Origin of the sequence: uncultured Candidatus Puniceispirillum sp., assembly GCF_963979125.1 — a bacterium.
Taxonomy (GTDB): Bacteria; Pseudomonadota; Alphaproteobacteria; order Puniceispirillales; family Puniceispirillaceae; genus Puniceispirillum.
The window spans coordinates 1-19,931 of the sequence record NZ_CAXBVX010000031.1; the positions used below are offsets into that span (position 1 = coordinate 1).

Genomic DNA, 19,931 nt, shown 5'->3' on the forward strand with positions numbered 1-19,931 from the left:
TTTTTGCTGGCGAGTGCTTCATGGTCCAATGCAGCCCCAATCTGGTTTACTGCACTGAAAGACCGATCCATCCGACTAACAATATAGTGAAGCATATTATGCGGCGCGACAAGTTGTCGTTCGGCAAAGTATTTTTCCAGAAGCACAAATAATATCATATCATCAGGCAATTCAATCTGTGCAACATTGATAGCTTTTAAACGCGAAATTAAATCAGCAAGTGTCCATGCCATTTGGGCAACTGGCAAATGCGACAAAATCAATAATGAACCCTGAACCGACTTGATTGCGTTCAAAAAATGGAACAATGCCTCGTCATCAACAGTCTCTGGTGTCAGATTATCAAGAATAAAACATGGTGCTTTACCGCTTTTTTCAGCTGAACTATGAACCATATCACCGTCAGGGTTTGATATTATCGCCGCGCCAGATTGTTCCTGCCAGACAGCCGCAAGATGCGATTTGCCTGATCCAGAACCACCAACAATGTTCAATCCCTGTATCTGCCCCGGCCAATCAGGCCAGCGATCAATCCAGTCAGCAGCAAGCTGATTGCTTGAACTGATAAAAAAATTGTCACGTCCTTGCGCTGATCGAAAGGACAGATCCATTGGAATTTGTTTCATTGTAAATCCTAATTGCCCTGCGTCACGGTCAGTACAGGCAGGCTATCATCCTTAATTATCAAACGCAGATTATGAACAGCCAGAGCATTTTCAAGGGCTGTTACAGGCCCGACAAGACGCAAGGATATAATCGCGGATGACACATCTAGTTTATGAATTTCCATTTTATCAATAACCGCAATCGCGCGTAACGTTTCCAGACGTGATGCCCATTCAGCCAAAGTTTCAATTGGCACCTCAACAGTCAGCCGACTTGACACCGGATCACCCATCAAATTGGCGGCATGCCACCCTTCTTCCATTGATTTGGAAATATCAACAATATGTCGATTAACAATCGTACCGAGATCATTTTTGCCAGCAACTTTGCCAATTGCCGATTTGCCATGTTTATAAACTGCGGACAAATAATTGCCATCGCGATCATACAAGTCAGCCAACACGTCCACCAAGCGGGTACTGCCTTCATAATCCTCATTGGCGATAACCAAAAGCACCTGCTGTGATTCGGCAAGTATAGCGGCGCTAGCCAAATCTTGCTGGTTGGCTGCATACAGGTCTTCGGCTCGTAACCTGCGTTCACGATACAATGTTGGTTGCAGAATACGGTAAGTAACAAGACCTGTATTATTTCCAACAAATTGATGCCATTCACCAATCCACTTGTTTTCCAATTGCCATGCTCTTGCCCCATCTGTGCCATTCCAGACAGGCACAACGAGAATCGGTGGGCTTTGTAACTCAGACCAACGCAAATTAGCTTGTTTTAAGGCGGCACGAAGGCGCTGAGCATCAAAACAGAAATCAAAACGACCGATATAGCGTTTGGGTAGATTGTTTTCTTCAATGATATGAACAAAATCTGTGAATTCATCAAGGTCATGCTTTTGTAAAAAGATATCGCGTCGTTCTGGCGCCATCAAAAGCCGATCAAGCACGATCGCAAACGCCTGTTCTGCAGCAAGGCGCACACCCTTTGTGCGGGCATCATTCGCATTATCGGCAGTTTGGTCTATATCTATGTTAGCCGCACCAAAAACAGGTTCAACACAACGGTCAGACGCCTGAGCGACCATTGGAAAAAGCAGACTCAGAACCAAGATATAGCTGTATCGGGAGCAAAAAGCAGAAACTAGATACCGGCAAACGTCCACCCGAAGACGTAAAAATGAAAATAACGTTACAGACATACGTTCAACGCCTATGATCCTGATACATAAAAGACTATACTTCTTATATCACTCAAATACGCCGAGACCAGCATGTCTAACCAAGAAAACCACACAAATTCGCTAAGCTACAAAGATGCAGGCGTCGATATAGATGCTGGTGATGCGCTTGTGCGTAATATCGCCCCGCATGCAAAACGGACAAGGCGAAGCGGTGCCGAGGCCGATCTTGGCGGGTTTGGCGGCCTATTTGATCTGAAAGCTGCAGGCTTTTTAGACCCTGTTTTGGTAGCGGCCACCGATGGTGTCGGCACCAAGCTAGAGCTTGCTAAAGCGGTGAATATGCATCGTGGCCTTGGTATTGACCTGGTTGCCATGTGCGCAAACGACATTCTAGCACAAGGCGCCATGCCATTGTTCTTCTTGGACTATTTTGCAACTGGAAAGCTAGAGACCGATGTAGCGGCTGATGTCATTGCTGGCATTGCCGATGGTTGTATAGAATCTGACTGTGCGCTAATTGGTGGTGAAACAGCTGAAATGCCGGGGCTTTATGGCGCTGGCAGTTATGACCTAGCAGGGTTCTGTGTTGGCGCGGCCGAACGTGGCACCTTGCTAGCACCTGGTCAACCCAAAGCTGGTGATATTGCGATTGCCATTCCGTCCTCAGGCGTCCATTCAAATGGATTTTCGCTAGTAAGAAAAATTATTGACGTAACTGGTGCGGATTTATCTGCGCCTGCACCATTCGACCCAACACAGTCACTTGGCGAAGTTTTGATCACCCCCACACGTATTTATCAAAAAGCCGCCAAAACCGCGCTTGCCCATGGCGGCGTTTCGGGCATTGTGCATGTTACCGGTGGTGGGCTGATTGAAAATCCACCGCGCGTATATGACGATGGACTGACTTTTGATATCGATTGTGCCCTTTATGACTTGCCGCCTGTTTTTGGCTGGCTTCGTGATGGCGGCAATATGGAATTGCATGAAATGGCGCGCACCTTTAATTGTGGGATTGGCCTGATTATTTTCACCAGCCCGGACAAGGCCGAAACAATGCTGGCCAGTTTACATGCAGACAGTGAACCAAACGCCACCATTATAGGCACCTTGCGCCCACGTAACGGTTCAACTCCGGTGGTATTGAATAATAGCCATCACTGGCATGGCAAATAGTTAAATCCATGACCCGAGTCGCCATATTGATTTCTGGGCGTGGTAGCAATATGCAAGCGCTGGTTGACGATATTGTAGCAAAAGCGCACAGTTCCGTTTGTCTGGTTGCCGCTAACACACCATGCGTCGGTATTGATAGTGCCGCAGCCCAAGGCATTCCAACCAAAATTGTAAACCGCTTGGATTTTGCATCACGCGAAGACCACGATCTAGCCATGTGCGCTGTTCTTGACGATGTTGCCCCTGATTATATTTTCATGGCCGGATATATGGCCCTTATTGGAACCACGTTCGTGACGCGGTTTGCACCCCGAATTCTGAATATCCATCCATCACTTTTACCTGCCTATAAAGGGCTTCATACACATGAACGCGCGCTTGCTGACGGTGTAAAACAGCATGGTGTTACCGTTCATATCGTTTCCGAGCGACTTGATGATGGCCCTACGATTCTACAAGCAGCACTTGATATAAAATCTGCGGATACAGCTACAACATTAGCCGCACGTGTCTTGGTGCTGGAACATCTCTTATATCCATTTGTACTCAGCAGCCTTGCTCATGGTGACCTTGAAATCACCAGATCAGATGTAATATGGCATGCCAGACAATCTGCCCTGAACCGTCTTGCTCCATCAAAGCGTGCGCAACTTGAAGCTTCATTAATTTGGCCATAATGGCGGATTGATTTTTGCTATGGCATAGGCCATAAAATAGAAAATAATATTAAATGTGATGCGTAAAGTGGGAGAGATAAGATGGATACCTCAGATTTTGACAAGCAGGCCAAATCGCATTTAGCGATCTATAACGGTTTTATGACAGCATCAAAGATCGTTATCGGTTTGGTCATTGTCGTGCTTATAGCCATGGCTGCTACCCTACTTTAGTAGGCTCGCTTCGTCCGGTTAAAATTTATCGGCATACAAAAGGCGGGGTTTTGCCCCGCCTTTGTGATTCGAATCTATTTTTTTGCCTTTGCGGCTTCCGCATTTACCCAGTGATTTCTGAACCAGCAAAGAAATATGCGATTTCAATAGCCGCGTTTTCTGGGCTGTCAGATCCATGCACTGAATTGGCTTCAATTGACTCAGCGAAATCCTTGCGAATTGTGCCATCGGCTGCATCAGCTGGGTTTGTGGCGCCCATTGTCTCACGATTTTTGGCAATTGCATTTTCACCTTCAAGAACCTGAAGAACAACAGGACCAGATGTCATGAATGACACCAGATCATTGTAAAACGGGCGCTCAGCATGAACCGAATAGAATTCTTTGGCTTCACGGTCACTTAGAAGGACACGTTTTTGAGCGACAATGCGAAGGCCTGCAGCTTCAAGGCGGGCATTGACTTGGCCTGTTAAATTGCGGCGTGTTGCGTCAGGTTTGATAATAGAAAAAGTTCTTTCGAGTGCCATGTTGCGATCCTCTGATATCAGCTAAAATGGAATGTTGGGCTTCAATACAAGAGCAGACCGTTTGGCACAAGTCATAACTTCATGCATTTATTTCACAATTAAATTTAGGCCTTTTTTTCCCATCTTCCATCTTCGGTTTCGGCAAAGTAACCACGTTCGGCCAGGCCAAGATCACCCCAGCTTTTCCAATGATCACGCGCTTGCTGTATCTGTGCCTCAGATCGACCATCAAACAAGTTAAAAACCCTTTCAAACTGACCAATATCAGCGGGCACACTGCCATGCAGCAAAAAGGCAAATTCTGCCTTAATCGGATTAACTGCCATATCAGTTGAAATCCAGATTCTAGCTACATCCTGACCATCTGCATCATCTAGACCGTGTGCAAACCATGAATCTGGTTCTCGTGTCCATAAATCTGTATCAAGTGCTGATGCCGCTGGCTGAGGGCATAAGACTAACGCCTTTTTTCCCGCTGCCAGTGTTTTTTTCAGCAACATCAACAAAACCGTTTTCAGTTCCGTTTTGGTAAGATGATAAAAATCGATTTGACTCATTAGCCGTAATACCACCCGATAGCTTTGCTATTTCACCCTTGGGTTCTAGTTGTCATTGGTTGTGATATGAGCTGGTGTCCAGTTATCGACAAGACGGTTTAACAATCTAACACCAAAGCCGGTACCGCCTTTTGGTACTGTCGCCGATGCTTTATCTGACCACGCCTTACCCGCAATATCCAAATGCGCCCAAGGGGTTTTGGAAACAAAGCGTTCAAGGAAACAAGCCGCCGTGATCGACCCACCATAAGGGCCACCAATATTCTTCATATCCGCAATATGTGATTTCAACATTTTGTCATAGGCCTTGCCCATGGGCATGCGCCACAGCTTTTCTTCGGTTGCCATGCCAGCCTGTGTCAATTGCGCAGCCAGCTCATCACTATTGCTGAACAAGCCACCATATTCCTTGCCTAGCGAAACAATAATAGCCCCAGTTAAAGTTGCCAGATTAACCATCATGGCTGGTTCAAAACGTGTTTCAGTATAGTGCAATGCATCGGCAAGTACCAAGCGACCTTCTGCATCGGTATTGATAACTTCGATTGTTTTGCCTGACATGGCCGTAACGACGTCACCAGGACGTTGTGCGTTTCCATCAGGCATATTTTCAACCAGCCCAATAACGCCCACAACATTCCGTTTAACCTTACGGCCTGCAATAGCCGCCATAGCCCCTGTTACAGCTGCTGCACCGCCCATATCCCATTTCATGTCTTCCATGCCTTTAGCAGGCTTAAGCGAAATACCGCCTGTATCAAAGGTAACACCTTTTCCAACAAGTGCAAGCGGGGCTTCATCTTTACCGCCACGCCAATTCATCACGACCATACGTGATTCACGACGCGATCCCTGACCAACACCAAGTAGCGCACCCATGCCAAGCGCTTCCATATCAGCCTCGTCAAGAACCTCCACTTCAAGACCTAACGAGGATAAGCTTGCGCACCGATCTGCAAACGCTTCAGGATAGAGTTTGTTGGCTGGTTCAAAAATAAGATCACGAGCAAGCGCCACACCCTTAGCAAGTGCTTGTCGGTCAGCAAGAACACGATCATCTTCGGTGATAAATTCATTTGAGACTACTAGCTGAACAGACGCTTCAACACTGTCGGTTTCGGTAAAATACTGTTCGAAATGATAAGCGGCAAGCTCAACACCAAAGATAATGTCACCAGCCACTTCATCGGCAAATTTATGTGGGGGGAGCCAGCCACGTTTTTGCGGTGTTGCCGCAAGTGCGGTAAATAATTTACCGCCAACAGTCTCGGCATGAATTCCAGCCTTAACGGTCTCACCAACACCAACAAGTAAATAGGTGCCTTCGTCAAGATACAAGCTTAGGCTTGTTCCCTTTTTGCCGGTGAATTGCGCGCTTGCCATCTTTGCAATCACTTGAGCCGCAACATCTTTATCAAGCGTTGGGATAATTACGCTATCTTCAGAAATAAGACATATAGTTATGCAATCACCCTTTGGGGCATCATTGGAAAAACTAAGCTTCAATTTACTGGTCATAAAAACCTCTTGTTTTGGCTAAAATTTGCATGGAACATTTTAATGGCTTCGGTAACGAATAGATATCACATATCATTGGATATATATCATCATTTTTGAATTGTAAGAGCGTCATATTTTTTGCGTTTTCGTTGGCGTATGTGGTATTTAGACTATAAATGAGGAATCGCCCTATCATGCAGTTTAATATCTATATTTTCAACCAGCTGTTTCGTGCCACTTGCATCATTTCAATGGTGCTAATTGGAATCATGTGGTTGTTCCAAACGATCAAGTTGCTTGAGCTTGTTGTGAATAAGGGCGCACCCATTTTTGATTTTCTGCTGATGTCGATCACCGTCATTCCTTTATGGTTAACAATCGCCCTACCAATCGCCGGTTTCATCGCTGTAAACTGGGTGTTCCACCGCATACTTGCCGATCGTGAACTGACTGTCATGCAAGCGGTCGGTCTCAGCTCAGCACAACTTGCCAAAGCACCTATTGCTTTGGGTGTTTTGCTGACCAGCTTTCTTTATTTTAATTCTGTGTTTTTGCTGCCAACTTCGTTTGGCACCTACAAAGATCTACAATTTAATCTTCGAAATGGCATACCCGTCATTCTTTTACAGGATGGTGTATTTACCGAGGTGGTACCTGGATTAACAATGTTTATCGGCTCTCGCAGTGAAAATAACGTTGTAAATGATGTATTCATTCAAGACACCCGAACGGTTGATAGGACAATCATCCTGACTGCCAAAAATGGAAAATTTGTAGGTGAAGACAATCGTCCAACGTTAATTCTGGCAAATGGTCAGCGTTCAGAGGTGAATAGTGACGGCGAATCAGGTGCTTTGCTATTGTTTGAAACGCATTCGCTTGCACTTACGACAAACGAAAAAAAACCAAGTGAACGTGTCGCAAACGACATGAATGAGGACAGCATAACCAACCTGCTTGATGTTGAAAAATCACCCTATCCAGAATATGCATTTCAAAGAGTTGCCGAAGGACATTATCGCATTGCCTCGCCGCTACTGGCATTAGCCCTTGTTATGACGGTGATTACTATCACGTTACATAGGCAGCTGCGACGCGATCTTTGGTTACGGCGGTCTTTGATAAATATCAGTTGCTGTCTTGGACTGATTGTCGGGCTGATTCTTGCCCGAAGCTGGACAATAACAATGCCGCAATTATGGATGTCTGTTCACGCTATATCCATATTACCAATCATTATTTGTGGTTTTGTCCTAATCAGACCAGTAAAATATGGGAGTAATGTGTAAAACATGAATCCATTTTTTATTTTCGGTACATTATTCCGCTATTTTGCATCCTATTATACTCGATGGATTTTACTGTGTCTTTTTGGCCTCACCATCATAATAAGCGTTATCCAGAGCGTCGAACTTATGCGCCAGAAAAGCGTGAACAAATCCGATGTTCAAGAAATCAGCGTGCCTGTGCTGGCAATACTAAATCTGCCAAATATCATTGAGGTAATTTTACCATTTGCCGTGCTTATTGGAACGATGCTGTGCTTTAATGCTTGGAATAAATCAAACGAATTCATTGTGACACGGGGGTTTGGGCAATCCATATGGCTGTCATTAAGCCCTGTGCTAGTCTCGGCACTTGGTATCGGCATTTTGTTTGTTATGGTGATAAATCCGATTGGGGCTGTAACATCGAAACGATATGATAGCCAAATGGCGACGCTTAGTGGAGATACATCAAATAATTTAACAATATCAGAAAGTGGCATTTGGCTTCGTGATATGCAGGATGATGTGAAAATTATCATCAATGGAGATGCGTTGAATATGAAAACAGCGCAAATTAGTAACCCCACAATATATAGTTTTGTTAATGGGTTTGAACTAAATTGGCGCGTAGAAGCCCAGTCAATGCAATTGACCCAGATGGGATGGGAAGTTAACGATGGCACAAAATGGGATAGTGATGGCTTAAATGCCGATCTTGGCACATTCATCATTCCAACCAATTTGGGCGCTGTTGATCTGTCACGATCTGGCCAGTCTCCTCATTCAATCTCAGTTTATGCGTTACCCCATTTTATTAATGTTTTAGAACGAGCAGGCTTACCAACAATCAATCATGAAATTCATTTTAACAAGATTTTGGCGTTTCCGCTTCTGTTAGTGGGCATTTCGATGATAGCTACGCGTATCACCTTTCGTTCAATAAACCGCGGACGACAGATGAAATTGATAATAAAGGGCCTTGGAATCGCAACATGCATTTTTATTTTTAGTTATCTTATGCACGTTATGGGAACCTCATTGACTGTTCCCGCTGTGGTCGCTGGCTGGACGCCGGCAATATCTGTATTTCTTATTGGGTCTATTATGCTGGCACGTCTTGATGAAAACTGACTGGAAAATTTGATGAAACAAACTTCATTAATCCGAATCATAACTGCATCTGTCTTGCTTTTTGGCATGATGACGTGGGGAGGATTCAGCGCTTATGCAAACTTGAAAATAGTTGCAAAGGTAAATGGAAAACCAATCACAAATTATGATGTTGATCAACGTGCCAGATTTCTGAAAGCAGTGACCAACCTTCCGGAAACAGAAAACATCGAAAAGCAAATTCGCAAGGATGCTTTGCAGATGCTTGTTGATGATACGTTGAAGATGCAAGTTGCCCTGACGACAAATGCCTCAGTTAGACAGCAAGCCGATGGCCCAGCCGCTAATCTGATAGAACAATCATTTTCATCTGACGACGAGACAGGATCAGCCGCGCTAAGACGCATGAACCTGAATTATGACTCTGTCAAAACCAAATTTGCCACTGACCTTATCTGGAGCGGTTATTTACAGGACAAGTTTGCTGACAAATTCGCAGATATCGACAACAAGATTGATGCCGAACTTGAACGCATTACAGCTGACGCGTCTCAGCCACAGGTCAATATAAGTGAAATTGTTCTGGCACCTGAGCCAAATCGTCCATTGGCAGCCACAATGACACTGGCTTCAGAAATGGTCAGCGCTGTAAAAAAGGGAGCTGATTTTAATGCCATTGCCCAGCAATATTCTGCCGCTGGCACCGCTCAGCAAGGTGGGCGTTTGGGATGGGTTTTAATAGAACGCCTGCCAGAAAAATTGCAAGCGATCATCGCCCCGCTTGAGGTTAATGGGGTCAGTGATCCAGTTCAACTTGATGGTGCTGTTTATATTTTCAAAAAAACTGGCGACCGTAAAAATGGTGCTAATGATATTTCACAATCAAGAATCTGGCTTGTTCGTGCCATTCTCCCCGTAAATGCAGATGCAACAAAGTCTGATAGATTGGAAGCTGCCGCCAGACTGGAACGTGATGTGTCCAACATTCAAGCCTGTGATGATATGATTGCGCTTCACGAAAAATATGGTTCTGGTACCGCGCCACTACTGGAAGATCTTCGTCTGGGCGAGTTGGCACCTCAAATGCAAAATCTGGTTAAAGTGCTTAATGTGGGTGAGCCAAGCGAAGCCTTATCTTTTAGTGAGGGTATTGCATCATTCATGGTGTGCAAACGCCTCAAGCCTGAATTGAATTTGCCCACACGTGATGAAATTTACCGAGTTCAGTTCAATCGCCTTTTTGGGTCTCTAAGCGAGCGGTATCTGTTGCGTCTTCGGCGCAAAGCTTCAATTGAGCTGATCGACTGAGGCTCTATTGTGATACAAAAACCAATCATCCTAACATCTGGCGATCCTGCGGGCATTGGTGCTGAAATTGCGCTGAAAGCATGGCAACAAGGATGTCAAGATTTTGTCATTTTTGAAGATGCCGCAAGGCTTCAATCGCTGGCCAGTGATCTAGGAATGGATTTTCAAATCATATCGATACCACAGCTTGATTCCTTTGACCCTGACTGTGGCGCAATGCAGGTACTACCCATCTCATGGGCTGTTCCACCCAAATCGGGCACTCCCGAAAAAGCCAATGCATCAATGATTATCAAAGCCATTAAAGACGCCGCCGAATATATCCAAAATGGCCAAGCCGCCGCCATGGTGACCAACCCCATAGCCAAGGCAAATTTGTATGAAGCAGGCTTTACCTATCCTGGTCATACAGAATTTCTGGGTAGCCTATGTTCCACAGATAAAGGCGCACCTTTAATGATGCTTGCCTGTGATAATTTGCGTGTCGTACCCTTGACCGTTCATATCCCACTGGCCGACGTTGCGTCACGCATAACCCCTGAAGCGATTATTGATGCGTGCCACCTGATAGCGAAAAGCCTTCGCCAATTTGAACAAATCAATGATCCTCATATTGCGGTATGCGGCCTTAATCCTCATGCTGGCGAACAAGGTTCCATGGGTCAGGAAGATGCCACAATTATCGCCCCTGCCATTGCTATACTACGTGCTCAGAACATAAATGTGACAGGGCCATATCCAGCTGATACTTTGTTCCATCCCGAAGCGCGTTCCAAATATGATGTTGTTTTGGGCATGTATCATGATCAGGTTCTTATCCCGTTAAAAACAATTGATTTTTATGGTGGGGTAAATATAACCTTGGGTCTTGATTTTATCCGCACATCACCTGATCACGGCACCGGCTTTGATATTGCCGGACAAGGTCTTGCCCGGCCAGACAGTCTGATCGCAGCCATTACTCAAGCGCGCCGAATGGCAGACAGTCAGGCCACCAGCAATGCATGACACATCCAACAAAGCCATCCTTGATCACTCTGACCTAGACGCCAGCAACAACGAAATTGATGCTTTGCCATCTTTGCGCGATCTTGTCGGTGCGATGGATATGCGTGCACGCAAATCACTTGGACAAAACTTTTTGTTCGATCTCAATCTAACCCGTCGTATTGCGCGCTCAGCCTCGCCTCTGACAGGTACCACAATTGAAATTGGCCCTGGCCCCGGGGGGTTAACACGTGCCTTGCTTCTTGAAGGTGCAACAAAAGTCCTTGCTATCGAAAAGGATCGGCGCGCTCCTGATGTACTTGCGTCGCTTCTATCGGCCGCGCATGGCCGCCTAGAGCTAACCGAAGCTGATGCAATGGATTTTCCAATATGGGATCTTGAGCCTGGACCCCGACGCATTATTGCCAATCTACCTTATAACATCGCTACAACATTGTTAATTCGCTGGCTAGAACATGCCACACGCTTTGAGTCGATGACATTAATGTTCCAGCGTGAAGTGGCTTTGCGAATAACAGCCAAGCCTGGCGATAGCGCCTATGGACGTTTAAGTATCCTTACTGGATGGCTTGCCGATGCCGAGATTTTGTTCGATATTCCCCCCGAAGCATTCGTACCTGCACCAAAGATAACATCGTCAGTTGTGCGCATTGTTCCCCTTGCGGCACCGCGCTTTACCTGCAGTCAAAAACACCTTGAAGATGTGACAAGGCATGCTTTTGGTCAAAGGCGCAAAATGCTACGAAGTTCCTTGAAAAAAATGGGAGGCGAAGCGCTGCTTATTGCTGCTGACATTGATCCAGAAGCACGACCACAAGACCTTGATATCGCGTCATTTTGCAAGCTTGCCAACCTGCATGAAAGCAACGCCTTCAGATCAACATAACTCAGCTTAACTAAACTTCGCTTCGTAGCTCTTTTACAAAATCAGTTAAACCAATCTGGCGGTCGCGTTTCAGCCTTTCGGCAATCATGATCGCTTTAATTTCGCTGATCGCTTGATCGACATCTTCATTAACCAGAATATAATCATATTCACGATAATGGCTGATCTCATCAGCGGCCTTGGCCATGCGTTTGGCCACCACATCGGCACTATCCTGTGCACGATTCAGCAACCGTTTTTCCAGATCTTTTGTTGAAGGGGGTAGAATAAAAACCGAAACAAGATCGTCACGGCTTTTATCAGCAATTTGCTGAGTTCCTTGCCAGTCTATATCAAACAGAATGTCCCGTCCCTCGCCCAAAGCCTTCATCACCGGCGCGGCAGGGGTTGCATAATAATGATCGAATACATTGGCATGCTCTAAAAATTCACCACGATTAGTCATCAAATGAAAGGCTTCGTCCTCAACAAAATAATAGTCCTTACCTTCTACCTCGCCAGGTCTGCGAGGTCTTGTCGTGGCTGAAACAGACATTTCCAGACTGTTTTCTTCTTCAATAAGGCGCCGTGCGATAGTTGTCTTGCCAGCCCCGGATGGGGATGAAAGAACCAGCATAAAGCCTCGACGACCTATGATATTCTTATGTATATCTGATTTTTCATGCTTGGCCATAATGACGTCCTGTTCTATCGCTTTATTGTTTTGCCGCACGTTGGAATTGTCTGAATAATCTTACATTACGGTTATGTGCGTCTAGTGTTTTTGCAAATCGTAAACCACCTTTACCGTCAGATACAAAATACAAATAATCACTTTTGGCTGGATTTAGTGCCGCAAGGATAGAGTCGCGGCCTGGATTGGCAATTGGTGTTTTTGGCAAGCCTTTAATGACATATGTATTCCAAACTGTTTTGCGTTTTAAATCTGACTTTGTAATGACCCTGCTCATGCTAATTTTCGGATCAGTGTCATACACAACTGTTGGATCAGACTGAAGCCGCATACCTTTTTTCAGCCGATTAACCAGCACCGCGGCAACCAGACGACGTTCGCTAGCCTTGCTTGACTCCTTTTCAATGATTGATGCCATGATCAAGGCATCTTCCATACGATTATAAGGCAATCCGTCAGCACGCGATGCCCAGGCTTCAGCTAATGTGATAGCCATCACATCCTGCATCCGCGCAATAAGCGCTGAACGTTTGGTGTTATAAGTAAAAAAGTAAGTCTCGGGTAACAAACTACCCTCTTCAGGAATAGTTTTAATATCACCTATCAAAATATCCATTGCCGCAATCTGGGCAACGACTTCCGATGATCGCAAACCTTCGACAACTGTGATGCGCCGTTGAAAACTTCGCCCTGAATGAAGAATATCCATAACTATTTTCAGGCTTGATGAAGCTGGCAGCAGATACTCACCAGCTTTGGGTACAAATTGGTCACCCGCCATAATACGCGCTGCATCATAATGATAAGTTTGATGTATCACGCCTGCGCTTTTTAGTCGGTAGCGCAAGGTCGCATGACCATTTCCGGCTTCAACTACAAACAGGACATCTTCGGTATGTGGCCCCGGCGATTCGAGTACATGCGCACGCCATGTCCATAATCCACCAGTCGTAATCGCAATGATGATCCCGCAAACAACAACCGACCAGAGCAACCAACGGACCGGCGTCGGTATCATTAGGTAACCTGCCCCATGATGAGCGACGCATTAGTACCGCCAAACCCAAATGAATTAGACATGGCATTACGCACGACGCGTTTTTTCGATTTTAGTGGCACCAGATCAAAATTGGCGACTGCGTCTTCGGCATCATTCAAGTTCAATGTTGGGGGCACCTCGCCCGTTTGCACAGCCTTTAGCGAGAAAATCGCTTCAATTGCCCCAGCCGCGCCAAGCAGATGACCTGTCGCGCTTTTGGTTGATGACATTGAAATATCCTTGACCGCATCGCCAAGCAGACGGGCAACAGCGCGTGCCTCTATAACATCACCAAGCGGTGTTGATGTTCCATGCGCGTTGACATAGTCAATATCGCTGGTTGAAAGACCTGCGCGCTTTAGTGCCGCCTGCATGGCGCGAAAACCACCATCACCATCTTCAGCTGGCGCAGTGATATGATGCGCATCACCTGAAAGGCCATAGCCCTTGATTTCGCCATATATGGTCGCGCCACGTGCTTTGGCATGTTCCAGTTCTTCCAGAACCACAACGCCGGCACCTTCGCCCATCACAAAACCATCACGACCTTTATCCCAGGGGCGAGAACCAAGTTCAGGCGTATCATTATAGCTTGTTGATAATGCGCGGGCAGCCGCAAATCCAGCCATACCAATCCGGCATACAGCCGCTTCGGCACCACCTGCAATCATGACATCGGCATCATCAAGCATGACCATCCGTGCGGCATCACCAATCGCATGCGCACCAGTTGAACAAGCTGTTACAACAGCGTGATTCGGACCACGGAAACCATATCGTATTGAAACGAAACCAGAAATAAGATTAATAAGAGCAGATGGGATAAAGAACGGACTAATGCGCCGCGGTCCTTTTTCCTGCATCAACTGATCTGTTTTGACAATCGAGTCAAGGCCACCAATACCTGATCCGATCATGACGCCAGTACGGTTTTGGGCGTCACGGTCTTCAGGCATCCAACCCGAATTTTCAACAGCTTCGATGGCAGCAACCATTCCCAACTGTATGAAACGATCTTGTTTGCGTTGATCACGTGGATCAACAAAATCGTCCATTTGTAATCCGCCTTCGACACCTGCTTCGGGAACTTGTCCTGCGATCTGACAGGATATATCCGATACATCAAAATTTGTGATGCGGGATATACCACTGTTTCCGGCAATAATATTAGACCAATTATGGTCAACACCAACCCCTAGGGGTGTAACCATTCCCATGCCAGTAACAACAACACGACGCAAGACTGTCCTCCGGATCTGTTTAGGCAATAAAACGTAGCCCCATTCGCACAGGACTACGCTAGATATTCTTGCATCCTAACCTAGGAAGCGCTCTCTTCCAAGAATGACACAGCGTCTTTCACAGTGAGAATTCGTTCGGCAGCATCATCAGGAATCTCGACACCAAACTCTTCTTCAAATGCCATTACCAATTCCACTGTATCTAGGCTATCTGCGCCAAGATCATCGATGAAGCTTGCGCCCTCAACAACCTTATCTGCATCTACACCAAGATGTTCTACTACGATGTTCTTAACACGATCTGCGATATCGCTCATATTGTGCCCCTTTAAGAAGGTTGATTCTTGCCGCCTAGACGACTCAGAAATTTAAAATTGGGCGGCAATTACCATAAATTTTTGAGTTGTGCCACCCCTTACAAGCCTTAAAAATCGGCTTTTATGTATTTTAATGTTTATAACATGGCATGCCATTCACGTTCTATTGAAATAAATCTATATAAAGTAAGGTGATGCCTATATTACGCCCACCATCGATTACAGCATCGCCATCCCGCCATTCACATGCATGGTTGCACCAGTTATGTAAGCCGCCTCGTCGCTGGCCAGAAAAACGACTGTTGCTGCGATCTCTTCGGGATTGCCAAGCCGGTTTGCGGGCACGCGCGTTAATAGACTTTCCTTTTGGGCATCATCCAGCACGTCAGTCATAGGTGTGGCAATAAATCCGGGTGCCACCACATTCACTGTGATGCCGCGGCTGGCCACTTCCTGCGCCAAAGACTTGCTATATCCAATCATACCCGCTTTGGATGCTGCATAATTGGTTTGTCCCGGATTGCCAGTAGCCGCCACGATCGATGACACTGAAATGATACGACCAGAGCGCGCTTTCATCATGCCGCGAAGGGACGCGCGGCACAATGCCATCGTAGATGTCATATTAACCTCCAGAACACTGTCCCAATCTTCATCCTTCATCCGCATTGCCAGACCATCACGGGTAATTCCAGCATTATTGACCAGAATAGATACAGGGCCAGCAACTTTGGTAGCGGCGTCAATCAAGCCAGCCACGGCTTCACGATCTGATAGGTTTGCCGTGCAAACATGGGCGCGATCACCAAGTGATGCTTTCAAGGCTTCCAGTGCCTCGGCACGTGTACCATGAAGCACAACGGTTGCCCCCTGCTTATGTAATGCGGTTGCGATTGCAGTGCCAATGCCACCACTGGCACCAGTGATCAGGGCAACTTTGCCGGTAAGATCAAACATTCACTATTCTCCCTGTAGATAGGTTCTGTAGATAGGTTTTCGATTCTGAAGTCTTTATAAAAGCTGTATTTTTAAATCTGTTCTAAAATTGTGCCAGTACATTATCTATATCATCACTTCCATCAAGATTGGCGATTGTGACATCTTCCAGCGTTCGCTTAACCAAACCCGATAGCACCTTGCCTGTGCCAAGCTCAATAAAATGTGTTACTTCGGATTGGCCAAGCATTGTCAACGTTTCACGCCAACGTACACGGCTACAAATTTGGGTTACCAGATTTGTACGCAACATATCGGCATCGGTTTCAGCGGTAGCGGTAACATTGCATATGACTGGCTTGACCGCGTCAGATATTGTCACCGCCTCAAGAGCGGCCTGCATAACATCGCCAGCAGGTGCCATCAGGTCACAATGAAAAGGTGCGCTGACTGGCAACTTTATCGCACGGCGAATACCCGCATCCTTGGCAATTTCTATCGCCGCATCAACAGCTTCTGTTGCACCGCTAATAACAATTTGACCTGGCGCATTATCATTAGCCAGCTGGACAAGGCCTTTTGCCGATGCTTCATCTAATATGGCGTTTATCTGAGCTTCATCCGCGCCCAGAATAGCCGCCATGGCGCCATCACCATCCGCAACCGCCGCTTGCATAGCATCGCCACGCTGGCGCAACAGTCGCGCTGAATCGGCAACACCAAGGCTATTTGCTGCCGCAAGTGCTGCATATTCTCCCAATGAGTGCCCAGCTACATATGTGGCAACCGATGTTAATGGTTTACCAAGTTCCGCCTCAAGCACGCGTACCGCCGCCATTGACGATGCAAACAAGGCTGGTTGGGCATTTCGCGTCAATCGTAAATCATCTTCAGGGCCGTTTTGCATAAGCGAAAACAAATCTTCATCAAGCGCATCATTCACCTCATCGAACAAATGCCGCGCCACGTCATGCGACGCGGCAAGTTGACTTCCCATTCCGATTGCTTGCGCGCCCTGACCCGGAAACAAAAACGCCATCTTAGTTGTAGTCATATGTCCCTCACAATATTCAAAATAACTTTATGCTATTGCTCACTAGTAGCAGACAGGTGCCGCTATGTCATCTGGCCACATGGAATTTGGCTGAAACGCTTGCATCTGTCGGATATTTGTGTATGGTGCGCGACAAGCTAATTGTGAACTAAACTTAAATAGCTTAAAAATCTTTGTAATCCTTACCGGGAAACCGGTTGGTCTGGTCATAAATTGATGCTCAGACAACGAGCCAAAAGGAGTTATCATGCGCTTGTATGAAAGCGTGTTTATTGCACGTCAGGATGTTTCGTCTACCCAGGTTGAAGCCATGGCCGACGAGTTTGCCGGAATCATCACATCCGCCGGCGGTTCTATCAAAAAACGCGAATATTGGGGCCTACGTACCCTTGCCTACCGGATCAAGAAGAACCGGAAGGGTCACTATGTGATGTTCAATATGGAAACTGACAGTGAGGCGCTTAAAGAATATGAGCGTATCATGGGTCTTAACGAAGATGTTTTGCGTTTCATGAACATTCGTATCGAAGAAGTCGATGAAGCGCCATCAATCATGATGCAGGCCAAGTCTGAGCGTCCATCTCGTGGACCACGTGACGATGACCGTCGCGATGACCGTCGCGATGACCGTCCAAGAAATGACGATAATGCCAGCGCATCTGTCGATAGCGTCGCATCTACCGAGAAAGAGGAGGCATAAATGACCCAGCTCGAAATCAAACGCGAAGCCCTTCGCAAGCCATTTAATCGGCGGCGCAAGTCATGTCCTTTTTCTGGCGCAAACGCGCCAAAGATCGACTATAAAGATACCAAGCTTCTGGCACGTTATACGTCAGAGCGCGGTAAAATCATTCCCTCACGTATTTCAGCTGTATCAGCAAAAAAACAGCGTGAACTGGCAACTGCTATCAAGCGTTCGCGCTTCTTGGCGCTCATGCCTTACGTTTTGTCATAGAAACAGCCATTCGATTTTAGGAGATACGATATGCAAATCATTTTGCTAGAACGCGTGGAAAAACTTGGACAGATGGGTGATCTTGTTACCGTGAAGCCAGGCTATGCACGTAATTTTTTGTTGCCACAGGGCAAAGCACTTCGTGCCAACAAAGCCAATCGCGAACGGTTTGAAACCGAACGTTCGCAACGTGAAGCTGATAATCTGTCTCAGCGCAGTGAAGCCGAGACCGAAGCTGGGAAAATGGCTGGCCTTGCTGTCAATATGGTCCGTGCTGCCTCTGAAATGGGTCAGCTGTTCGGTTCGGTGACATCACGCGATATTGCCGAAGCTGTCAGCGAAGCTGGCTTTACCATCAACAGATCACAGGTCATCATGGACAAGGCTATCAAAACCCTGGGCCTGACTGACACGCGCATCCGGCTTCATCCGGAAGTGTCTGTTGACATAATTGTCAATATTGCCCGTTCACTTGAAGAGGCTGAAACCCAGCTTAAAACAGGTGTTGCGGTTACTGGCGGCGTTCAGGACGTTGATGATGAAGATGATAACATCAATGCGGCTGTTGCGGCGGTTGAAGCTGTTGAACAGGCTGAAACAGCTGAAGTTGAAGCTGAAGTTGAGGCTGAGACAGATGCCGAGAGTACTAAAGATGACGAGTCTGCAAATACAGATGAGGCTTCCGAAGACGCTTAGACCCGTTTTTTACTTTTCATCAAAGCCGGAGCGTGTCTCCGGCTTTTTTGTGTCTTACCCACAAATTAAAAAAACAACTTATCCCCATCTTCCCCACAAATAACATGACAGCTATGTGCATAAAATTTGCTATATCTGAAATATGGCTGAAGAACAAACCAACATAAAACCCTTTCCAACTGGCGTATCTGGCACTGGTCCCACCCGGAAAATGCCGCATAATCTGCCAGCCGAACAGAATTTGCTTGGCGCGTTGCTGCTTGATAACAGCGTGATGGAGCGTATTGACGACCGGCTTCGCGACGAGCATTTCTATGATCCCCTTCATGGACGTATTTTTAAAACGATCACGCGGATGACCGAACGCGGACAGCTGGCGAATCCAGTCACCCTGAAAAGCTTTTTCACGGGCAGTGATGATTTTCCGGATATGGATGCCCAAGAGTATCTAACCGATCTCGCCGATGGTGTTATCAGCATCAGTCAGGCACCCGATTACGCGCATACCATCCACGAAGCGCATCTACGCCGTGAGTTGATTTTGATAAGCGATCAGGTCATTACCGATGCGATTCAACCCGAAGTTGACACCCCCGCATCAACCCAGATCGAAACTGCCGAAGCGCATCTGTTCCGCCTTGCCGAAAATGACACTGCCAGCACCGGATTGCGGGGATTTGATACGATTATCGCGGCCAGTGTGAATCAGGCTGATCTTGCCCGCAAAAATGATGGGCATCTATCTGGCGCCAGCACCGGATTGACTGACCTGAACAATCTTTTGGGTGGCTTGCAACGTTCCGATCTTATAATTCTGGCTGGACGCCCTGCGATGGGTAAAACCGCACTGGCTACTAATATCGCCTTTCATGCCGCGACAACGACAAAAAGCGGTGAAGTCTCCAGCCCAGTTGCTTTTTTCTCGCTGGAAATGGCCGCCGAACAGCTTGGCACACGTATCCTGAGTGAACGGGCACGCGTTGATTCGGAAAG

At 46.6% G+C, this 19,931-nt stretch carries 23 protein-coding genes; 12 read left to right on the top strand and 11 right to left on the bottom strand.

The window, feature by feature from the left end; all coding sequences use genetic code 11:
* Together ABNT28_RS04820 and ABNT28_RS04825 are read right to left on the bottom strand one after the other, a co-directional pair.
* The coding region (locus ABNT28_RS04820) for a hypothetical protein (RefSeq protein WP_348721103.1) at nucleotides 1-626 on the bottom strand (626 nt) is incomplete at its 3' end.
* Between the two features lie 8 nt (nucleotides 627-634).
* A complete protein-coding gene (locus ABNT28_RS04825) occupies nucleotides 635-1,816 on the bottom strand; it encodes a hypothetical protein (RefSeq protein WP_332923560.1) in 1,182 nt (393 codons plus the stop codon).
* A gap of 72 nt (nucleotides 1,817-1,888) precedes the next feature.
* On the opposite strand from ABNT28_RS04825, the gene purM reads away from it, so the two are divergent.
* The 3 genes from purM (at nucleotide 1,889) to ABNT28_RS04840 (ending at nucleotide 3,864) form a co-directional block, all read left to right on the top strand.
* Nucleotides 1,889-2,974 carry a phosphoribosylformylglycinamidine cyclo-ligase gene (gene purM / locus ABNT28_RS04830; protein WP_348721104.1) on the top strand — a complete coding sequence of 362 codons (1,086 nt, stop codon included), beginning with the start codon at nucleotides 1,889-1,891 and terminating at the stop codon, nucleotides 2,972-2,974.
* Nucleotides 2,975-2,982: 8 nt separating this feature from the next.
* Nucleotides 2,983-3,651, top strand: a complete 669-nt coding sequence (gene purN / locus ABNT28_RS04835) for a phosphoribosylglycinamide formyltransferase (protein WP_332923558.1) — start codon at nucleotides 2,983-2,985, stop codon at nucleotides 3,649-3,651.
* 81 nt (nucleotides 3,652-3,732) lie between these two features.
* On the top strand, nucleotides 3,733-3,864 hold the full coding sequence (locus ABNT28_RS04840; protein ID WP_332923557.1) for an aa3-type cytochrome c oxidase subunit IV: 132 nt from the start codon (nucleotides 3,733-3,735) through the stop codon (nucleotides 3,862-3,864).
* A 103-nt stretch (nucleotides 3,865-3,967) separates the two neighbouring features.
* On the opposite strand, the gene ndk is transcribed toward ABNT28_RS04840, so the two are convergent.
* The 3 genes from ndk to ABNT28_RS04855 all read right to left on the bottom strand — a co-directional run bounded on the left by ndk (nucleotide 3,968) and on the right by ABNT28_RS04855 (nucleotide 6,465).
* Nucleotides 3,968-4,390 (bottom strand): nucleoside-diphosphate kinase, encoded by a 423-nt coding sequence (gene ndk / locus ABNT28_RS04845; protein ID WP_332923556.1) that lies wholly within the window; start codon nucleotides 4,388-4,390, stop codon nucleotides 3,968-3,970.
* 104 nt (nucleotides 4,391-4,494) lie between these two features.
* A complete protein-coding gene (locus tag ABNT28_RS04850) occupies nucleotides 4,495-4,947 on the bottom strand; it encodes a DNA polymerase III subunit chi (protein ID WP_332923555.1) in 453 nt (150 codons plus the stop codon).
* Nucleotides 4,948-4,992: 45 nt separating this feature from the next.
* Nucleotides 4,993-6,465 (bottom strand): leucyl aminopeptidase, encoded by a 1,473-nt coding sequence (locus ABNT28_RS04855; protein WP_348721105.1) that lies wholly within the window; start codon nucleotides 6,463-6,465, stop codon nucleotides 4,993-4,995.
* Nucleotides 6,466-6,641: 176 nt separating this feature from the next.
* Here ABNT28_RS04855 and ABNT28_RS04860 point away from each other — a divergent pair, with 176 nt between their 5' ends.
* The 5 genes from ABNT28_RS04860 to rsmA are packed head-to-tail and all read left to right on the top strand — an operon-like array spanning nucleotide 6,642 to nucleotide 12,027.
* Nucleotides 6,642-7,736: an LptF/LptG family permease gene (locus ABNT28_RS04860; RefSeq protein ID WP_332923553.1), complete on the top strand. Its 1,095-nt coding sequence runs from the start codon at nucleotides 6,642-6,644 to the stop codon at nucleotides 7,734-7,736.
* A gap of 3 nt (nucleotides 7,737-7,739) precedes the next feature.
* The gene (locus tag ABNT28_RS04865) at nucleotides 7,740-8,846 is read left to right on the top strand and encodes an LptF/LptG family permease (RefSeq protein WP_332923552.1); all 1,107 of its coding nucleotides are present in this window, start codon (nucleotides 7,740-7,742) and stop codon (nucleotides 8,844-8,846) included.
* 12 nt (nucleotides 8,847-8,858) lie between these two features.
* Nucleotides 8,859-10,133, top strand: coding sequence for a peptidylprolyl isomerase (locus ABNT28_RS04870; RefSeq protein WP_332923551.1), 1,275 nt, complete (start codon nucleotides 8,859-8,861; stop codon nucleotides 10,131-10,133).
* Between the two features lie 9 nt (nucleotides 10,134-10,142).
* Complete coding sequence (gene pdxA / locus ABNT28_RS04875; RefSeq protein ID WP_348721106.1) at nucleotides 10,143-11,141, top strand: 4-hydroxythreonine-4-phosphate dehydrogenase PdxA; 999 nt, start codon at nucleotides 10,143-10,145, stop codon at nucleotides 11,139-11,141.
* Nucleotides 11,134-12,027 (top strand): 16S rRNA (adenine(1518)-N(6)/adenine(1519)-N(6))-dimethyltransferase RsmA, encoded by an 894-nt coding sequence (rsmA, locus tag ABNT28_RS04880; RefSeq protein WP_332923549.1) that lies wholly within the window; start codon nucleotides 11,134-11,136, stop codon nucleotides 12,025-12,027. The genes pdxA and rsmA overlap by 8 nt, the downstream gene beginning before the upstream one ends.
* Nucleotides 12,028-12,037: 10 nt before the next feature.
* Here the strand turns inward: rsmA and gmk are convergent, their stop codons facing one another.
* The 6 genes from gmk to fabD all read right to left on the bottom strand — a co-directional run bounded on the left by gmk (nucleotide 12,038) and on the right by fabD (nucleotide 17,287).
* Nucleotides 12,038-12,700 (bottom strand): guanylate kinase, encoded by a 663-nt coding sequence (gmk, locus tag ABNT28_RS04885; protein WP_348721107.1) that lies wholly within the window; start codon nucleotides 12,698-12,700, stop codon nucleotides 12,038-12,040.
* A 22-nt stretch (nucleotides 12,701-12,722) separates the two neighbouring features.
* Entirely contained in the window at nucleotides 12,723-13,718 is a 996-nt protein-coding gene (mltG, locus tag ABNT28_RS04890) for an endolytic transglycosylase MltG (protein ID WP_348721108.1), read from the bottom strand.
* Nucleotides 13,718-14,980: a beta-ketoacyl-ACP synthase II gene (fabF, locus tag ABNT28_RS04895; protein WP_332923546.1), complete on the bottom strand. Its 1,263-nt coding sequence runs from the start codon at nucleotides 14,978-14,980 to the stop codon at nucleotides 13,718-13,720. The genes mltG and fabF overlap by 1 nt, the downstream gene beginning before the upstream one ends.
* Nucleotides 14,981-15,060: 80 nt before the next feature.
* The gene (locus ABNT28_RS04900) at nucleotides 15,061-15,297 is read right to left on the bottom strand and encodes an acyl carrier protein (RefSeq protein WP_332923545.1); all 237 of its coding nucleotides are present in this window, start codon (nucleotides 15,295-15,297) and stop codon (nucleotides 15,061-15,063) included.
* A 219-nt stretch (nucleotides 15,298-15,516) separates the two neighbouring features.
* Complete coding sequence (gene fabG / locus ABNT28_RS04905) at nucleotides 15,517-16,254, bottom strand: 3-oxoacyl-[acyl-carrier-protein] reductase (RefSeq protein ID WP_332923544.1); 738 nt, start codon at nucleotides 16,252-16,254, stop codon at nucleotides 15,517-15,519.
* 82 nt (nucleotides 16,255-16,336) lie between these two features.
* Nucleotides 16,337-17,287: an ACP S-malonyltransferase gene (fabD, locus tag ABNT28_RS04910; protein WP_332923543.1), complete on the bottom strand. Its 951-nt coding sequence runs from the start codon at nucleotides 17,285-17,287 to the stop codon at nucleotides 16,337-16,339.
* A gap of 247 nt (nucleotides 17,288-17,534) precedes the next feature.
* Between fabD and rpsF the strand changes: the two genes are divergently transcribed.
* The 4 genes from rpsF to ABNT28_RS04930 form a co-directional block, all read left to right on the top strand.
* On the top strand, nucleotides 17,535-17,987 hold the full coding sequence (rpsF, locus tag ABNT28_RS04915) for a 30S ribosomal protein S6 (protein WP_332923542.1): 453 nt from the start codon (nucleotides 17,535-17,537) through the stop codon (nucleotides 17,985-17,987).
* Nucleotides 17,988-18,242 carry a 30S ribosomal protein S18 gene (gene rpsR / locus ABNT28_RS04920; RefSeq protein ID WP_332923541.1) on the top strand — a complete coding sequence of 85 codons (255 nt, stop codon included), beginning with the start codon at nucleotides 17,988-17,990 and terminating at the stop codon, nucleotides 18,240-18,242.
* A 30-nt stretch (nucleotides 18,243-18,272) separates the two neighbouring features.
* Nucleotides 18,273-18,938 carry a 50S ribosomal protein L9 gene (gene rplI, locus ABNT28_RS04925; RefSeq protein ID WP_332923540.1) on the top strand — a complete coding sequence of 222 codons (666 nt, stop codon included), beginning with the start codon at nucleotides 18,273-18,275 and terminating at the stop codon, nucleotides 18,936-18,938.
* 142 nt (nucleotides 18,939-19,080) lie between these two features.
* Nucleotides 19,081-19,931, top strand: an 851-nt coding sequence (locus ABNT28_RS04930) for a DnaB-like helicase N-terminal domain-containing protein (protein ID WP_348721109.1), incomplete at its 3' end; no start/stop codon positions are given.